The sequence below is a fragment of the Providencia sp. genome, assembly GCF_052096715.1.
GTDB lineage: Bacteria > Pseudomonadota > Gammaproteobacteria > Enterobacterales > Enterobacteriaceae > Providencia.
The window spans coordinates 354,878-371,810 of the sequence record NZ_JBQDNB010000001.1; the positions used below are offsets into that span (position 1 = coordinate 354,878).

General features: G+C 41.2%; 12 protein-coding genes and 1 pseudogene. 7 read left to right on the plus strand and 6 right to left on the minus strand.

Going from position 1 to position 16,933, the window contains the following annotated elements; translation table 11 throughout:
* Window positions 1-13 precede the first annotated feature (13 nt).
* Complete coding sequence (sltY, locus tag ACTH6U_RS01600) at window positions 14-1,927, minus strand: murein transglycosylase (protein WP_294350732.1); 1,914 nt, start codon at window positions 1,925-1,927, stop codon at window positions 14-16.
* A gap of 423 nt (window positions 1,928-2,350) precedes the next feature.
* Between sltY and ettA the strand changes: the two genes are divergently transcribed.
* The 3 genes from ettA (at window position 2,351) to ACTH6U_RS01615 (ending at window position 6,143) form a co-directional block, all read left to right on the plus strand.
* Window positions 2,351-4,018, plus strand: coding sequence for an energy-dependent translational throttle protein EttA (gene ettA, locus ACTH6U_RS01605; protein ID WP_294108177.1), 1,668 nt, complete (start codon window positions 2,351-2,353; stop codon window positions 4,016-4,018).
* Between the two features lie 248 nt (window positions 4,019-4,266).
* Window positions 4,267-4,869, plus strand: a complete 603-nt coding sequence (locus ACTH6U_RS01610; protein WP_441831429.1) for a TetR/AcrR family transcriptional regulator — start codon at window positions 4,267-4,269, stop codon at window positions 4,867-4,869.
* 113 nt (window positions 4,870-4,982) lie between these two features.
* Window positions 4,983-6,143, plus strand: coding sequence for an MFS transporter (locus ACTH6U_RS01615; protein ID WP_441831430.1), 1,161 nt, complete (start codon window positions 4,983-4,985; stop codon window positions 6,141-6,143).
* Between the two features lie 31 nt (window positions 6,144-6,174).
* Here ACTH6U_RS01615 and ACTH6U_RS01620 read toward each other — a convergent pair.
* The 4 genes and pseudogenes from ACTH6U_RS01620 to serB form a co-directional block, all read right to left on the minus strand.
* Window positions 6,175-6,308: pseudogene (locus tag ACTH6U_RS01620) on the minus strand (IS1 family transposase); the annotation flags it as partial.
* Window positions 6,304-7,536 carry a multifunctional transcriptional regulator/nicotinamide-nucleotide adenylyltransferase/ribosylnicotinamide kinase NadR gene (gene nadR / locus ACTH6U_RS01625; protein WP_336430890.1) on the minus strand — a complete coding sequence of 411 codons (1,233 nt, stop codon included), beginning with the start codon at window positions 7,534-7,536 and terminating at the stop codon, window positions 6,304-6,306. The pseudogene ACTH6U_RS01620 and the gene nadR, both read right to left, overlap by 5 nt.
* A gap of 201 nt (window positions 7,537-7,737) precedes the next feature.
* Entirely contained in the window at window positions 7,738-9,126 is a 1,389-nt protein-coding gene (gene radA, locus ACTH6U_RS01630) for a DNA repair protein RadA (RefSeq protein ID WP_294108169.1), read from the minus strand.
* Window positions 9,127-9,621: 495 nt separating this feature from the next.
* Entirely contained in the window at window positions 9,622-10,599 is a 978-nt protein-coding gene (gene serB, locus ACTH6U_RS01635) for a phosphoserine phosphatase (RefSeq protein ID WP_294108167.1), read from the minus strand.
* A gap of 119 nt (window positions 10,600-10,718) precedes the next feature.
* On the opposite strand from serB, the gene ACTH6U_RS01640 reads away from it, so the two are divergent.
* Entirely contained in the window at window positions 10,719-11,495 is a 777-nt protein-coding gene (locus ACTH6U_RS01640) for an AhpA/YtjB family protein (RefSeq protein WP_294108165.1), read from the plus strand.
* Between the two features lie 19 nt (window positions 11,496-11,514).
* Here the strand turns inward: ACTH6U_RS01640 and ACTH6U_RS01645 are convergent, their stop codons facing one another.
* Window positions 11,515-12,297 (minus strand): energy transducer TonB, encoded by a 783-nt coding sequence (locus ACTH6U_RS01645; protein WP_294108163.1) that lies wholly within the window; start codon window positions 12,295-12,297, stop codon window positions 11,515-11,517.
* 181 nt (window positions 12,298-12,478) lie between these two features.
* Here ACTH6U_RS01645 and ACTH6U_RS01650 point away from each other — a divergent pair, with 181 nt between their 5' ends.
* From ACTH6U_RS01650 to ACTH6U_RS01660, 3 genes are all read left to right on the plus strand, one after another.
* Window positions 12,479-13,015 (plus strand): RNA polymerase sigma factor, encoded by a 537-nt coding sequence (locus tag ACTH6U_RS01650; protein WP_441831431.1) that lies wholly within the window; start codon window positions 12,479-12,481, stop codon window positions 13,013-13,015.
* Entirely contained in the window at window positions 13,015-14,001 is a 987-nt protein-coding gene (locus ACTH6U_RS01655) for a FecR family protein (protein WP_336430888.1), read from the plus strand. Before ACTH6U_RS01650 ends, ACTH6U_RS01655 begins: the two co-directional genes overlap by 1 nt.
* 118 nt (window positions 14,002-14,119) lie before the next feature.
* Complete coding sequence (locus ACTH6U_RS01660) at window positions 14,120-16,888, plus strand: secretin and TonB N-terminal domain-containing protein (protein WP_441831432.1); 2,769 nt, start codon at window positions 14,120-14,122, stop codon at window positions 16,886-16,888.
* Window positions 16,889-16,933 lie beyond the last annotated feature (45 nt).

Below are 16,933 nucleotides of genomic sequence, written 5' to 3' on the forward strand. Positions count from 1 at the left end.
ACGAGGACTAGAGCTAGTACTTCATTCCCCACTCATTAGCACCTAAAACATCCCCCTTTTGACCCATAAAATGTCGATAAAACAAATCATAAGAAAGGACATTTTTTACATAGCCACGTGTTTCAGAAAAAGGAATACTTTCAACAAAAGCAACAGCATCAATACGGCCTGCGCTGTTACCTAACCAACGCGTTACCCTTGATGGACCTGCATTATAGGCCGCACTGGCTAAAATTCGATTATTACCAAACTGTTGATACACATCATCAAGATATGCTGTACCTAACTCAATATTTTTAGTCGGATTGGTTAATTGGCTGACATTAACATAATCACTAATACCTTGCTTTTGCGCTGTATGCTTAGCGGTTGCAGGCATCAATTGCATTAAACCTGTCGCGCCTACTGGTGAGCGAGCTTGTGGATTCCATGCACTTTCTTGACGAGCAATCGCCATTGCATAACTTTTCTGAATACTTTTATCTTTTGTATACAGATTAAATTCTTTTTCCCACGCTAATGGAAAACGCTCTTCAAGATGATCCCATAATTTTGCCGTGATCGTCGCTTGAACGCTGAGATCTGCCCATTTGTTATTGAAAGCATAACGGGCTAATTGTTCTTGCTGATTTGCAGGTAATGAAGATACTAAGCTCACCCATTCAGAACGTGCAAGATTGTCCATTTCCCAATACATCAGCTCGCGTACACGCTGCACTTGTGCCAGCTTACCAACGCTTTCATCAGGCTTTACCGCACCTTTAACATATATCGGGTATTCGATATTCAATTTTTGAGCGGCAACCATGGGGTAAAAACCCCGGTTCGTTGTTAATTGACGTAAAATCGTTTCGCCTTCCGCTTTCTTACCTTCATCTATTAATGTAATTGCCTGCCAATACTGCCACTCTTCTTTATTTTTAACTTCCGCCGGTAGTTGTTTAAGCCATGTAGCTACACCCGCTTTATCGCCCTGACCTAACGCCAAGCGGACTCGACGTTCTTTAAGTGCGGCTGAATTGGTTTCACGGATAGTTTCATCGCGCCATGTGGCTTGCTCAGGAGTGACATCACCCATGTATTGCCACGCAATGCTGTCTTTCATCTGTTGGCTTTCTGCCATATTCATTTTTTGTGCTGAACTAATACCTCGTAACGCAGTACGAGCTGCATCAGGCGATTGGCGCGCATAACGGCTAAAACCGGCAAGCGTTGCTTGTCGAGTAAAGTCTGTCGGCGTGATTGTATTGGCAAAAGTGACAACTGAAGATGGGTCATTTTGTAATTTGACTAACGCGTCACCAATACTTTTATAGCTTGCAGGTAAACGTTTAGCCAAATAAGTTGCTATCGAAGTATTTCCTTCTTTAATAGCAAGATGAATGCGCTCTAAGATCATTTCTGATGTGAGATAACCCGCCTTTTCCCATTCATTAAACAGTTTGTCACATGCCGTTGGCATTGAGTTTCCATTTAACCAAGCTTTTTCTGCACCCTGCCATGCGACTTGTTTATTGCCTTCAGCCCAATTGGCAAAATAAAAATTACACTGTGCTTCGATAGGTTTTGGTGCTTCAGGACTAAACGCAAGTAATGACTTCCACTCTTGACGACGAGCAAGCTCATTCACAAAACGAGTCTTTAAATTTTTTGCGACTGGTAACGTTGGATAAGTATCAATAAACTCCTGCACTTGGCGAGGAGAGACAATATCAAGGTCTTCAGTAAGTTCACGGTAAGCCAAATAAGGATATAGTGGATATTCCTGTAATGTGGGCAGTAAACGCTCCACCTCATCCATTTTATTGGCATCCCAAGCTAATTTAATGGCTTGATAGCGCTCACGTTGCGCTTGTAAAGAATCGGCCCATACCGTAGTAGATACTAACATCATAGTAACTGGGACTGCCGCCAACCAACGTTTCATATCGACTCGCTCCATCGTATAATGGTTGCTCAAGGCAATACCTCAAACAAAACCAATATTTATATTAAATAAATTGCATAATAGGATCATGCTACCGAAAGTTTTTATGTAGCAACAGCGGAGATTTCTTGAATTTATCGATTTTACAGTCCTTTACTTAGTATCAATGATTTTCTCAGCACTTTTATTAAAAACCCCGCATTTCACCATAATTTTTGGTCATTTATTACCTAAATGCATTCCAAAGTTGTTTCTATCCACGCTAAAAGCCGAATCTCTATTTTTAATCCCTACCCGATCAGGTATAGTTCATAACAAACTATTTATTGCTATTTATCGAAGCCTTTTTGAAATTTTAAGGTTTAGACATAATAAGCAGATAAAAATTTAAAATTCCCTTTATAAAACAAAAGGTAAAATACATTGGCTCAATACGTCTACTCTATGTATCGGGTTGGAAAAATTGTTCCACCGAAACGTCATATATTAAAAAATATCTCTCTTAGCTTCTTTCCGGGTGCAAAGATTGGTGTTTTAGGTCTCAACGGCGCGGGTAAATCAACATTACTACGCATCATGGCTGGTATTGATACCGATATTGAGGGGGAAGCACGTCCTCAGCCGGGTATTAAAATTGGTTATTTGCCACAAGAGCCTAAACTGAATCTTGAACATACTGTGCGTGAAGCAGTAGAAGAAGCCGTTAGTGAAGTCAAAAATGCACTAACACGCTTGGATGAAGTGTATGCAGCTTATGCAGAGCCAGATGCTGATTTTGATAAATTAGCTAAAGAACAAGGTATCCTTGAAGCGATCATTTCAGCTCAAGATGGCCATAACCTTGATAATCAATTAGAGCGTGCAGCTGATGCACTGCGCCTGCCAGCTTGGGATGCAAAAATTGAGAACCTATCTGGTGGTGAGCGCCGTCGTGTAGCTATTTGCCGCCTACTGCTCGAAAAACCAGATATGTTACTTCTTGATGAACCAACCAACCACTTGGATGCGGAATCCGTTGCTTGGTTAGAGCGTTTCTTACACGACTATGAAGGCACTGTCGTAGCGATCACCCATGACCGTTACTTCCTTGATAACGTTGCAGGTTGGATCCTTGAGCTTGACCGTGGTGAAGGTATTCCTTGGGAAGGTAACTACTCTTCTTGGCTAGAACAAAAAGATGAACGTCTGGCTCAAGAAGCGTCAAGTGAAGCTGCCCGCCGTAAATCAATCGAGAAAGAACTTGAGTGGATACGCCAAAACCCTAAAGGTCGCCAATCAAAAGGTAAAGCGCGTTTGGCTCGTTTTGAAGAGCTTAATAGCGTTGATTACCAAAAACGTAACGAAACCAGCGAATTGTTTATTCCACCAGGACCTCGCTTAGGTGATAAAGTCCTTGAAATCGAGAACCTAAGCAAATCTTACGGTGACCGCGTCCTTATCGATAACCTGAGCTTTTCAATCCCTAAAGGGGCGATTGTCGGTATTATCGGTCCTAATGGTGCAGGTAAATCAACACTGTTCCGTATGATTTCAGGCCAAGAACAACCCGATTCAGGTTCAATCTCTTTAGGTGATACCGTTAAAATTGCTTCGGTTGATCAGTTCCGTGATTCAATGGACGATAGCAAAACCGTATGGGAAGAAATTTCTAACGGTCAAGATATTATGCGTATCGGTAACTTTGAAATCCCAAGCCGTTCATATGTTGGCCGCTTTAACTTTAAAGGTATTGACCAAGGTAAACGTGTTGGTGAGTTATCTGGTGGTGAACGTGGTCGTTTGCATTTAGCAAAACTACTGCAAGTCGGTGGCAACATGCTGCTGCTCGATGAACCAACCAATGACCTCGACATTGAAACTTTACGCGCACTCGAAAATGCCATATTAGAGTTCCCGGGCTGTGCAATGGTTATTTCCCATGACCGTTGGTTCCTTGACCGTATTGCAACTCATATCATTGATTATCAAGATGAGGGTAATATTACATTCTTCGAAGGTAACTTCTCTGAATATGAAGATTACAAGAAGCGAACTTTAGGCGCTGAAGCACTTCAACCTCACAGAATCAAATATAAAAGAATGATTAAATAGCTCGTCTTTTGAGCAGAAAAAACGGCATCTGAATAAATTTCGATGCCGTTTTTTTTATTGAAAATTTAATCTCAAATTTAAATCGATGAAAAACTCATATTTCCCTAACTTAACTTCAACTTCAACACATTGAAATAAAACGATTTTTAATCAATTCTTAACTATGTTAAAAACTTGATATAATATTTGACAAACCATTCCATAATTTCTATTATGTGCCTCCAAGTTACTCCCTCCCGGGCTTATCTATGAGTGATGAAAAATCTAATTCTCCTGGCCGTCCTAGGCAATTTGAAGATAAAGAGATCATCGATGCAGCCGTTGCGGTCTTTAGTACCAACGGTTATGCAGGCACTTCTGCGCAAAATTTATGTGATAGTACCGGTTTAGGGCGAGGAAGTTTATATAATGCTTTTGGTAGTAAACAAGCCTTATATGAGCAAGCTTTATTGCGTAGTCATGAACAAACCATGGCAGCACAATTATCTATCCTCACGCAGTCAGGTCCGCTCAAAGATCGATTACGCTCCCTTTTACTTTGGGGGATTGCTGAAGATCTTTCACAATCAGAACAGCACGAAGCCATGGTCTTATTTTCTGCTTTAGAAATGGGAGATAAAGATCAAGCCGTCGCAAGCTTGAACCATGAATACCGACAACGCCTAGAAAATTCGCTCCTTGCAATATTTGTTGAAGGACAAGCAAATGGGGAATTTCGAACCAAAGCTTCAGCCCCAGAAATAACCAGAGGTTTTTTAGCGGGTTACTACGGTTTACGTGTACTAAACAAAAACATTTCAGATAAAAGCTTTCTGGAAGATGTAGTTAATGGCCTCTTAGCCAACTTGTAATTCCATCACCAGTATAAAATAAATCGAACCATTAAATTTTGTAACGATCATTAAACAATGAGAATCGTTTATTTTTGTAATGTTCATTAAACAAATAGGAGAGTAGTAAAAAAATGCCATTAGCAGTATATATTTTAGGGTTAGCAGTTTTCTCAATTGGCACCGCAGAATTAATGGTCGCGGGTATGACTGCGACTTTATCCGATGCCTTTGGAATCAGTGTAGGTGACGTTGGACATTTAATTTCATATTATGCTTTTGGGGTCATGCTAGGGGGGCCTGTACTTACCTATTTTTTCCTAAAGTATAAAGTACAATATCGAAAAATTTTGCTGATCCTCTTAGCGCTCTATGTCGTAATCCAAGGCTTAAGCGCCTTTGTCTCCAGCTATACTATTTTGGTCATTATTCGCCTTATCACGGGCGTATTATGTGCAGGTTGCTTGAGCCTCTCACTCGCCACGAGTATGGCCATGGTGCCAAATTATGACCGCCCTCGCGCTGCCGCTATCGTGATTGGTGGCTTTATGATTTCCAATGTGTTTGGTGTCCCTCTTGCAACGATGATTGACCAACAGTGGGGTTGGCGTATTACTTTCGGCTTAGTCGCTGTGTTGGTTTTGATTTGCCTCATCGCTCTGGAGCGTCTTTTACCTGAAGTATCCGGTGGTGGGAAAGTCAAAATGGAGGAAGAGCTCAAAGCCTTTAAAAATAAAGCTTACTGGAAAGCCTGTGTAACAAGTTGCTTGATTTTAGGTGCAAGCTTTGCTGCATTTAGTTATTTCGTCCCCGTTTTGGTCGATATCTCTGGATTTAGTATGCAAGCCGCTCCCTTTATTTTGATGGCATTTGGTTTTTCAAACATCGTGGGTAATATGATCACAGGTCGACTAGCACATAATTACAGCCTTCAGATCATGCTCGTCGGGCTCACCATATTAAGCATTTCTTTGTTCGCTTTTGCGATCTTTGCCGAATATAAAACCGTGGCAATTATTTCAATAATCTTAATTGGATTATCTGGTGTCCCAATGAACCCTGCAATGATGGCAAGAATTGTCAGCGTTGCGCACCCAGGTCCGATGGTCAATGCGGTGCATACCTCAGTCATTAATATTGGCTTAGGGGGAGGATCTTACTTTGGTGGTTTAGCGATTACAAATGGCTATGGTTTGCGTTCAGGCTTATGGATTGGTGCAGTATTAGCAGTATTAGCATTGGTTTCAATTTTACCATATGTGCGTCACCGCCAACGTCAGCAAGCTTGGTCTTAATTTGATCATACATTCAATATAAAGATTTAGGTTAAAGCGGATAATATTCGCGATTAATAAAGATTCGATTACTTTATCATTCATTTCAGGACATTTTGGATAATCAAAAGCCTTAGAATTAAGCCGCTTTAATCTATTTCTCAAATTTAAATGTGTTCGTTCAATCATCCAGCATTAATAATTGCTGAACTAATGATACACAGGTTAAGAAACGTGAATCGTAATCAGGCGATTCAACACGAACATATTCAATATTATTTTTCTCTAACATTTCAATAAGTAATGACTGAAACTCTTGCCTGTCGTTATCACTACCTAAACTGCGTAAACCATCGGCCACCCATGGGGTATTATTTTCTAGCACAATAACCAAGTCAAAACGATATTCATCAATCAATGCTTGAACAAATGGGTGTTCTTTGCCTTCATAACGTAGGCAAAAAGCTTGAGTGGTAACAAAATCAGTATCAATAAAAGCAACTTTATTGGCATATTTAACAGAAAAATCAATATATTGTGCATGACCTAATGCAATTTTATCATAATCAGAATATTGCAATGCCATTTCATTACCACCTAAGTGGCTGAATACATAATCACGGCCATATTCCCACGCACTGGTGGTATTAAAAATATTGGCTAATTTATTTACTAACGTAGATTTACCACTAGATTCGCCCCCTAAAATTGCCACTTTACGGACAAAGAATGGTTTAACTTCTGTTGGAATATAATCCCAATAGCGAAATGGCGCCTGACGAATTTGATTACCGCTGATATTCATAAAACTGCGTTCAGGATCAATTAAAATTGTTTCTATACCCAGATATTTTTTATAACGTGGCACATCATTCTGTTCACCTGAATAGATAAAACTTGGATTAATATTATGTTTTTTCAAAAAACCTTTCATGCCATCACTCCACACTTCCCAACCATGTGGATAGGGTTCAATCCCTTTCTCATCAAATGAATGAATATGAATATTTTTTTGATACTTAAAAGTTTGTAATAACCAACGCAGACGATCGCTCACAGTTGGTTGCTGTGACATCGAACTATTAACAAACAAATCTTTATCACGCGGTTCATCATGGCACAGGATCACATGTAGCTCATCCACTTGGCTACAAGCTCGCTGGATCAAATATATATGCCCTGTATGTAGAGGATAGAATTTCCCGACAACGATACCAATTGTTTTTTGTTTATTCGGATATTCCAATCCTAAAAAGCGATGAAGTGCATCAATTTTGTGCGCGCTAGGACTTTTTATCTTGTCATTGATTAATTGGCTGAGATAGCCTTTGGTCATCTCTGTCGCATCAGCAACTTGCTGTAATGTATAACCAGCTCGCTTAATTGCATTTTTCAGATAGTCAAAATCAGCCATTTAATTTCCTTTTACTCAAAAAAAATCCAAATTTCAGTTATATTCAAAGCACACCAGCCTAAGATATTTAATATAATTCAATACGCTAAAAATAAACATTCAAAAAATACTATTTGGATACACTCTAAATAATTCGTATTGTGGCTAGGCGAATGATGCCAACACTACCACAGCGCGAAGTCTGACGAGTAGAGTATAGGATTAATCGAGTTCATCCATTACAGTCAAAGCATCTGCTAACTTCTTCACCCCATACACCTTCATATCTGGCGGTAATTTTTTAGGCATATTGGCATGAGGTACTATCGCACGTTTAAAGCCGTGTTTTGCCGCTTCTGAAATACGCTCTTGTCCGCTTGGTACTGGTCGAATTTCACCTGCCAGCCCTACCTCACCAAAGACCACTAAATCTCTCGGCAATGGCCGGTCGCGAAAACTCGATACTAAAGAAAGTAATAAGGCGAGATCAGCACTGGTTTCTGTCACTTTAACCCCACCGACCACATTCACAAAGACGTCTTGGTCTGACATTTGCAAACCACCATGGCGGTGTAATACCGCCAGTAAAATGGCTAATCGGTTTTGTTCAAGCCCAACAGCCACCCGACGTGGGTTCGACATCATGGAATGATCGACTAGTGCTTGAATTTCCACCAGCAATGGTCTTGTGCCTTCCCAAACTACCATCACAGAGCTACCTGATGTGACTTCATCGCCACGACTCAAAAAAATCGCTGATGGGTTACTCACCTCTTTCAGCCCTTGCTCAGTCATGGCAAAAACACCGAGCTCATTCACCGCACCAAAACGATTTTTATGGCTACGCAGTGTCCGAAAACGGTTATCTGCATCGCCATCAAGCATAATGGAGCAGTCGATACAGTGCTCAAGCACTTTAGGCCCAGCCAGTGAACCATCTTTAGTCACATGGCCGACCATGATGATTGCCACACCGCGTGTTTTAGCGAAGCGCGTTAAATAAGCCGCGGTTTCTCTCACCTGTGCAACACTTCCTGGCGATGATTGAATATCAGCCATGTGCATCACCTGAATTGAGTCGATAACCATCAATTTAGGCAGCTCTTGCTCCGCTGTTAAGCAAATTTGTTCAATACTGGTTTCAGACAGCATATTGACCGAGTCAGTCGGTAGCCCTAAACGATGCGCTCGCATAGCAACTTGTTGAAGTGACTCTTCCCCCGTGACATACAGGGTTTTCATTTCACGCGAAAGCAGGCACATGGTTTGCAATAATAGCGTACTTTTACCTGCACCCGGGCTACCACCAATTAGGATGGCACTTCCCGGCACCACACCACCACCGAGCACTCGGTCAAATTCTTTAAATCCCGTCGTAAAACGTGGTAATTCATCCAAGCTAATTTCAGATAATTTCTGAACTTTGCTAATACCCGCCGAGTTTCCTGCATATCCCGTTAAACGTTCAGTTCGGGATGAGGCGTTACTTGAGGCTAGGCGCACTTCCGTAATGGTATTCCATGCCTGACAAGCACTACACTGCCCTTGCCAGCGGGGATAATCCGCCCCACAGTCATTACAAACAAACGCTCTTTTTACACCTTTAGCCACGACTAACTCCTCTTGAAAACCATTTACATTCTTAAACTTAACTCTTTGATTTTTAAATAAATTTACAATAATGCTCTAAATAATTTAAGATTATGATTTTTTGAATGAATTTATATCTAATCAATAAATACTCTAAATAATTCATGCTGTGGCAAGGCGGCAAACGAGGATAGCTCGAGGAGCATACACAAGTATGTGACCCGAGTAGCCGAGTGCAGCCAACAACGCCACAGCTCAAAGTATGACGAATACTCTAAATAATTCATGCTGTGGCAAGGCGGCAAGCGAGGATATCTTTGGGAGCATACACAAGTATGTGACCCAAGTAACCGAGTACAGCCAACAACGCCACAGCTCAAAGTATGACGAATACTCTAAATAATTCATGTTGTGGCAAGGCGGCAAACGAGGATAGCTCGGGGAGCATACACAAGTATGTGACCCGAGTAGCCGAGTGCAGCCAACACAGCCACAGCATGAATTATGACGAGTATTTTAGCGTTCCTCGTGCTTGAGCCCACCACTTAACACACACAACACCCCCATAAGATCTGCATGACGGATAGCAACCTTCGCCCTTGCGTATACTTTTGGCTTTGCGTGATAAGCGATCCCTAGCCCTGCTTTACGTAACATTTTCAGGTCATTAGCACCATCGCCTATGGCAACGGTTTGCTCCATTGGAATATTTAAACGTTCTGCCAACTTTACCAATACCTGCGCTTTAAATTTGGCGTCAACAATTGGCCCTTTAACTTTACCCGTTAATTTACCATTTTTAATTTCGAGTTGATTGGCAACGGCATCGACGAGTTTAAGTTGTTGACGTAAATTATCAGCAAAGAAAGTAAAACCACCTGAGGCTATAGCGATATGCCAATCCATTGCTTGTAATTTACGCACTAAACTGGTCAGCCCGGGCATTAAAGGCAGTGTTTCTAGCACTTGATTAAGGATTGATGCGTCTGCACCTTGCAGTAAACCTACTCGTGCTCTTAAACTTTCAGTGAAATCAAGCTCACCAAGCATTGCCCGCTCAGTCACTTCTGCAACTTGTTCACCCACGCCCGCAATTCGTGCAATTTCATCGATACATTCAATTTGGATTGCCGTTGAATCCATGTCCATCAACAAGATACCCGGTGAACGTAAACGTGGAATTAAACCTAATGGCACCACATCCAATAAACATTCATCGGCGAGCTTTTTGATCCTAGGCGTAATGCTACCGGCAATTCTAACGACTTGATAATCATCAATACGCCAAGAAGAAACGATAACAATCGCAATACCTAAACGCTGCTGAAAATTACTAATACGTGCCTTATCTAAACCACGACCATATAATAACCAGCCACTGTCACCTGCGCGATAATCTAAAGGCATTACCTCTTCGCCACTGAGGGATAGCGGCAAACCAGGCCATTTTTGAATTTCATCGGGTAAATAACAATAGGTCAAACTCGTTGACATGAAAATTAGCTCCTGTAATCGACATAACTTTTTATAATAAAAATGTGTTACAAAACTATTCTATCTGCATAACCTCTGGCAACATAGAGCCAGAAAATAAACAAAGAGTGCGATGCCTAATGAAACTTACCTTTAAGCGACACAAAACAGTGATTATTGTTATTTGCATTGCGTTAGTGACTTTGCTTATGCATGGTGTTTCATACTTGGGTTATAGCCAAAACCAAAGCAGAGTTGAACAATTCAAGCAGTTAACTCATGTTTTAGCTGAACAAGTGGCTTTCAGCTTATCCGATTATATTGTTCCCGGCAGCAAAGATTTTAATTTAGAGCGAATTAATGCCAATTTAAATAACGTGGCAAAAGATAAATACATTTTAGATGCCAGTATCTACAGCGCCAGCGGCACCTTAATTACGCAAGTCGGAGAACCTGCCACTGTTCGAGAAAGGCTTGCCATTGACGGTAATCAATCACTACAAAATTTTCAGTATCAATTAGTTGTGCCTATTCTTGGGGATAAAGAACCCAAAGGACATTTGCGTTTAACTATTGATACCGAGCTACTCAACGCCGAAATTCAGCAAGCTGATAACAGTACAAATGTCCTGCGTATTTTTATTTTATTGGCGCTTTGCATTGGTTTTGTCTTGGCAAACACACTATTTCGCTTAAAGAAAAAGAAAGGCCAAAGCCTGCCGTTACCTTTAGTGGTCAGTAATGAAGCCAATGATGAAGAAAGTGATGAAGAGGCTGACAATATGGAACAAGGCGATAAAAAAGCACCGCCGAAAAGAACGCCTCATTTAAGACGTAAAAAAGACCCAAGACCTTACAACCCAAGAAAATCGCCACCAAAAACAAAACCCACTAAACCGTCATCTTCTAGCGACTAAACAGGGGGTTGCCCCCTGATTAGATAGTGCTGGTATCAAACACAATAGGCGCGATAAATTCAACTTTCCCATCGATCAGCAATGTTTCTGGTGGGATAGGAAAAGGCGCTGCGCGTGAGATAGTTGCCAAGGCCTCTTTATCAAGCACTTTAGTACCTGATGAATTCATCAAACTGGCGTTAATCACTAAGCCTTTACTATCAACCGTAACTTTGACTTGAGAAACCCCCGTTGAACGAAAACGTAGAGCCGCTCTTGGATAACGCTTGGCTTTAGCTAATCGTTGATGAACTTCACTATGCCAACTTTGTTGACCACTCACTGCCGCAGAAGAATTGCTGGAAAAATTAGCACTATTACTTGATGCGCTCCCCGAGGTAGGCATTGATGTAACCGCCGACTCTTGAGTGGTCACAGGGGCATCTTCAAAAACCTTTTTTTCCTGTGGAATTTTCTTTTTGGGTGGGCGTTTTTTCTCGCTGACTTTGGTCAAAGTACCATTATCCACAAGGGGCGTCTGTGGCAATTTATCTATCTTCTCAACTACTTCAGGCAGTGTTTCTTCACGAGTCACCATCTGCTGCTTAGGTGCATGATTAACTTCGGGTTCTGCATGTTGCTCCAGTTGGTACACGCCAAGCTGCAACGAAATGGCAGGCGGCAATACCCCTGTTTTTGGAATTGTTGACGTGAACCAGCCAACTAAAATCACTGCCAGCGTTCCATGAAAAAGAATACTTAAAAACAAACCGCCCAAAGGACGGAAAATCGGGCTTTCTAACTTGCCCGCAATACTGCTCATATTTTGCCTCACGACTTTATTTTTTGTAGATTATAGGCATAATACAAACAAAAATGATATTCATTATTATTACTGCATTTACAATAATTAAAATAACTTATTGATTTAATAGATAAAGTAATCTGAGCAGATTATTAACGACACATTAATTGTGTTCTTTCACTATTTTGACACCAGCAAAATGACGAATGATAAATCCCTTGCCCGAAAAATTAGCGGTGCATATCAGTCAACTTATAGCCAACTTGTCCGCTTTTTCCGCAATCGGCTAGATAACAGCAATGATGCAGATGATTTATCACAGGATGTGTTTACACTATGGCTTAATCGTAAAGAGCAATCTCCGATAAAAGAGAGCCGTGCGTATTTGTTCAAAATTGCCAATCATGTTTTGATTGACCACTGGCGCCGTAATCAACGCCAAAGTAAATCAGAAACCTCTATCGATGATATTGACTTTGAACACAGTTTTGAACAAACGCAAGAAGATCCCAGTGAAATATTAGAACATCAACAACGTATACAAAGACTTGGCGAAGCCATTGATTTACTGCCACCTCGTCGTAGAGAAGCCTTTTTACTTTACCGTTTTGATGGATTGTCTCAAAGTGAGATTGCAGAACGCATGGAAATTTCAATCAGTATGGTTGAAAAGCACATCGCGGCTGCGTTAGTACATTGTAAAAAACACCTTGATAATCAGGGCAACAATAATTAATGACACAGACCCCTTCGCAAAAGTCAGATGACGCGGAACGTATTGATGAAGAGGCGGCGCTTTGGTTTACTCGTATGCACAGCCAGCGCATAACCACCTTAGAGTCAACGCAGTTCAAATTGTGGCTGAGTGCATCTCTTGAACACGCCAAAGCCTATGATGCTATCGCAGGTATTTGGCGTGACTTTGATGCAATGCCGCGTCCTACTTCTGTGGAGTTGATATCCCCAAAACGTCATTTTTTTCGTTTATGGCGTCCCCTTGGAAATACACTCGCGGCTTTTTTTATTGCAGCGATTTTGTTTTTACCTTATAGCCATTTGCCCGCCATGTTGCTCAACAATATGACTCTCGTCGCCACTGACTCCCCAAAAGAAGTGACGTTATCTGATGGCTCGCAGCTTTTTCTTAATCGCCAGACACGTATTCGAGTTGCCTATGAAACACAGATCCGAAATCTCTATTTAGATGAAGGAAATGTATACTTCAAAGTAAAATCCAACCCCTATCGCCCTTTTGTTATTCAGACAAACGAAAGACGAATTCAAGTCGTAGGAACTGAATTTGAAGTCGATAAAAAAGGCCAGCAAGTCTCCGTCAATGTCAGTCAAGGCATTGTGAGCTTTCAAAGTGCGAATGATCAAAAAGCAATTTATCTATTAGCTGGCGAAAGCGCCACTAGCGCAGGTATCAACAGCAAAATTACTCGCAATAATATCGAGCCGTTAAATATTGCCAGATGGCGATTCGGTGAATTGGTCTTTATTGATAAGCCGCTTGCAGATGTTTTACGTGAACTTCATGCCTACTCTTCAGCTAATATTGAGCTATCACCCCCAACCCTCGCCAACAGTAAAATCTCTGGCCGTATCAATTTACGCCAACCAGAAAAGTTTTTCCAAGCCCTTCCATCGCTATTACCCGTTGAAGTCGTTTATAAAGATAAAGATAATATATTGATTATCCAGAACAAAAAAAATAAATGAAAAATATTTTCATTTGCAGGTGAGGATAATTCTCATTTCACCCTCTTCTTAAGCAGTTGTTATTTTATTTGGCAATTTTCAGCACACTTTTTGTGCAGCTTAAGAATAAGGGATACGCATGTCTATTCAGTTTACACAAGGTCGGTTAAAACCACTTGCGCTGTCGATGGCTGTCAGTAGCGCAATAGTTTGCCAATCCGCTATTGCGCAAGAACAGTCTTTCTCATTACCGGAACAATCGCTAGCCACTGCGGTTTCACAAATCAGTACTCAAGGACAGTTACAGTTACTTTATGATAAAAGCCAACTCAATGGCTTACGAGCACCTGCATTATCAGGCAACTATACCGCGCAAACCGCATTACAAAAAATACTCATCGGTAGCGGGCTAGAACTGGTTAATGAAAATGGTGTGTTCGTTATTCGTCCTCAGAATTTAAACCAAGGCACATTGGTTCTTCCTGAAACACAAGTCTCTGGTGTGGTACAAAACCACCCGACAACGGATGTGATGTCAGCCCCACAATACGTAACTTCAGAAGAAATCAGTCAGAAAAATACCGGTGACGGCAATATTACTGATTTGATGAAGACAAACCCAGCCGTACAATTTGCCAATAATGACAGTAACTCTATGAACCAAGGGGAAATAAAACCTTCCCGTATTTCCATTCATGGTTCTAGTAGCTACCAAAATGCCTATCGCCTTGATGGCGTCAGTTTCAACAATGACTTTGACCCCGCAGACAGTGGTCTGGGGGAAACGTCAACTCGCCTAAGCAGTGGAGATCAAGGGATTTACATTGATAGTCGCCTGATTGATAGCATGGCGGTATATGACAATAATATTCCTGTCGAATTCGGTGGATTTACGGGCGGAACGGTCGAAGTTAATAGCCGCCGCTGGCAGGGTGAAAATAGTGCCCATGCTTATTATCGTTTAACGCGCTCTGGTTGGAACAATTTATTCCACGATTCATCTCAAGGCATTGATACAACTAAAAATGATACAGCTAACCCCGCCCGTTTCCAAAACCGCTTCGACAAAAGTGATTTTGGTGGTTGGTTCGAGCTTGGTGTGAGTGAAAATTCAGGGTTAGTTTTCTCTGCATCACGCCGTAGTTCAACAATACCGATGACGGTAACTGGCGGAGAGGCATTTGTCCTTGAAAATAATTCAATCGAACCCATTTTTTCAGATTCAGGTAAAAAAAATCAACGTCGCACCTCAGATAACTACTTCTTAAAATATTCAGTTGATTTATCCGAGAAGAGCTCATTAGATTTATCCGCAAACTATGCCTCTTACGATAGCCGTCTATTTTCATCTTCCGTGAGTAACTCTGGATATGATTCAACTCATGATGGGCTTGGTTTTACTGCGGTATTCAAACACCAATTAGATCTCGGTCAATTAGAAGTTACCGCCAATACGCAAGATTTAAAAGATGATCGCAAAAATGACCAAAAATATGCGCTAACTGTTCGCGCTTTCGATGCAAACTGGCAGATGATTGAACGAAATAGCGGTGGCCTTGGTGATTTAGAATCCAAACAAAAAAATCATGGCCTTAAAACTGTAATGCGCTTTAATCAGCAAGAAGATGGATTAGGGTTAATGCACCAGCCGACAATGGGTGCTGAAGTTAATTATACTAAAGGCACCTATCTGCGTGATAATGATTACTTCCGTTACACCTACTCCGGTGATCTTGATGAAAACGATGTATATACTGGTCACTTAAGTAATATTAATCGTTTTCGTGCTGGCTCCTACTCCGCTGATTACACTAACTACGCAATATTTCTCGACGATAGCATTCAATATGGCAAATTAACTCTTCGCCCAGGTATTCGCCTTGACCGTGATGACTTTGTTAACCGCACCAATATTGCCCCTCGTTTAAGTGGCGTCTATGATGTTTTTGGTGATAGTAAAACACAAATAATTGCGGGCGCTAACCGCTATTATGGTCGTTCTATGCTCACTTATGCACTATATGGTGCACAAAATGGTGGCATGCAAAACTGTTGGGGTGATGAAGATAACCCATGTTCAATGAATCCAAATAATAATAGCTGGGATAATCAAAAAGATTATGAGGGACTTGAGTCACTCAAAACCCCTTATAACGATGAGTTAACCCTCGCTCTACAACAAGAAATTTTATCCACCACATGGCGCTTACAATACGTACACCGCGAAGGTTATGACGAAGTCAGAAATCGGACTAAATACGATAACCCACGAGATCCAAATACACGAAATATCCGTACCTTTGATAACGGTGGCCGCAGTTCACACGATACAGTCACATTATCAACAAGTAACACCCAGCCGTGGGAATGGGCAGATGCGTCTCATGTCATGACCGCCTCCTTTACATGGCAACAAAGCGAAAGTAACACACCGAAAGATGCGGGTTATACTGCTTACGATCCAGCCAATAAAGTTAATCTGAATAAAGTCTGGTACGACGGTAAAGTTATTGATGCCTCAAAACTACCATCAACCAGTTTCAACTCACCTATTAAGCTCAATTTAGAGTTAACCAGTGTCTGGGATGAATATGATGTGACTTGGTATAACCGCCTGCAATGGTGGGGAGCACGTAGCCAAGCCGTTCGCTATGACAACTCTTACTATTCCGATCCTGAAGTGGGTCAAATACGTAAATACACTAAGCAAAACTTTGCCAGCAAATACACATGGGACACACGTCTCGGCTGGAAACCTGACTTCGCCTATGGCTTTGGTTTCTCTGTTGAAGTCAATAATGTGTTGAATAATAAAAATATTGCCGACCGCTTTGTATTCGAAGATAGAACCTTGAAATCTTACGATGCAGGCCGTCAGTTCTGGTTACAGGTTAATTACGACCTTTAATTCAGTACAAAAATAACAATGTGAGCAACAACAAAAAAGAAATAG